The 1,037-nt window shown below is 33.8% G+C and carries 1 protein-coding gene; it reads left to right on the top strand.

Annotated features, from left to right (window positions below):
* Positions 1-149: 149 nt before the first annotated feature.
* The gene (locus tag D8S75_RS17265; RefSeq protein WP_306419030.1) at positions 150-1,031 is read left to right on the top strand and encodes a plasmid recombination protein; all 882 of its coding nucleotides are present in this window, start codon (positions 150-152) and stop codon (positions 1,029-1,031) included.
* Positions 1,032-1,037 lie beyond the last annotated feature (6 nt).

Genomic DNA, 1,037 nt, shown 5'->3' with positions numbered 1-1,037 from the left:
GCAAAGCATGGCTTGGCGATAGCCAAAACAGCCTCGCAGAGCCTTTTCATTGTGTACATGGAGCGTAGCGGAATGTCACAATACAGAAAAGGTTACTTTGCCAAGGTAACAAAGCTTTTGGTATAGTGGAACCAAGGAGTTGATTCGTTATGAGTATGTCAGTTTCTCTCAAGAAGGCAACGAACAAAACCAACATTAGACACAATAACAGGACAATGAGCGAGAAGGAAAAAGAGCAAAATTCGCACATAGATTATTCAAGGTCTGACGAAAATAAATATCTTGTTCAGAAAGATTTAAAGAAATTATATCGAGAAGAATTTGGAGAAGTGTTGGAGAACTATAACGCCAAACAAAAACGTAACGACCGAAAAATTGATGACTATTATAAACACATTCAGTCCAGTAAAAAAACATCACTTCAGCAAGAAATGATTATTCAAGTTGGCGATAAAGATGATTTTTCTAGTAAACAAGATTTTGAAAAGGCTAACGAAATTTTAGAAGAATGGTTATTGGGATTTGAAAAACGAAATCCAAATTTAAAAATTTATAACGCAGTCATTCATAATGATGAAGCGAGCCCACACATGCATTTGAATTTTGTTCCAGTAGCAAGCGGGTATAAACGTGGACTTGAAAAGCAAGTATCATTTGACCGAGCAATTACGCAACAAGATCCAAAATTAGATAAAACTCGTCCTTTTGATGATTGGCGAGAAAAAGAAGTGAAGATATTAGAAGAAATGTTAAAAGAGCGTGGTATCGAACGGAAATTAGTTGGTTCAAATAATTATAAAGATGTGAATGAATACAAAGAAAAAAAGGATTTAGAAAAGGAAATTCTTTCTTTGGAAAACCAGCTTTTTGAAAAGAAAAATGAATTACTGGAAATGAGCGAACGATTGCCAGGAGAAATTAAGATTAAAGCTGAGAGAGAAAAGAAAACAGAGGTTGTTAATAAAGGTTTTTTAAAAAAAGAAAAAGTAGAAAAACCAACAGGGAATTGGATTGTTGAAACTAAAGAATGAAAAAGA

It is taken from the genome of Simplicispira lacusdiani, from assembly GCF_003604195.1.
In the GTDB taxonomy this organism is placed as follows: Bacteria; Pseudomonadota; Gammaproteobacteria; order Burkholderiales; family Burkholderiaceae_C; genus Simplicispira; species Simplicispira lacusdiani.
Note: the sequence above shows the minus strand (reverse complement) of the source record. Positions and strands in the feature narration are given on the sequence as shown.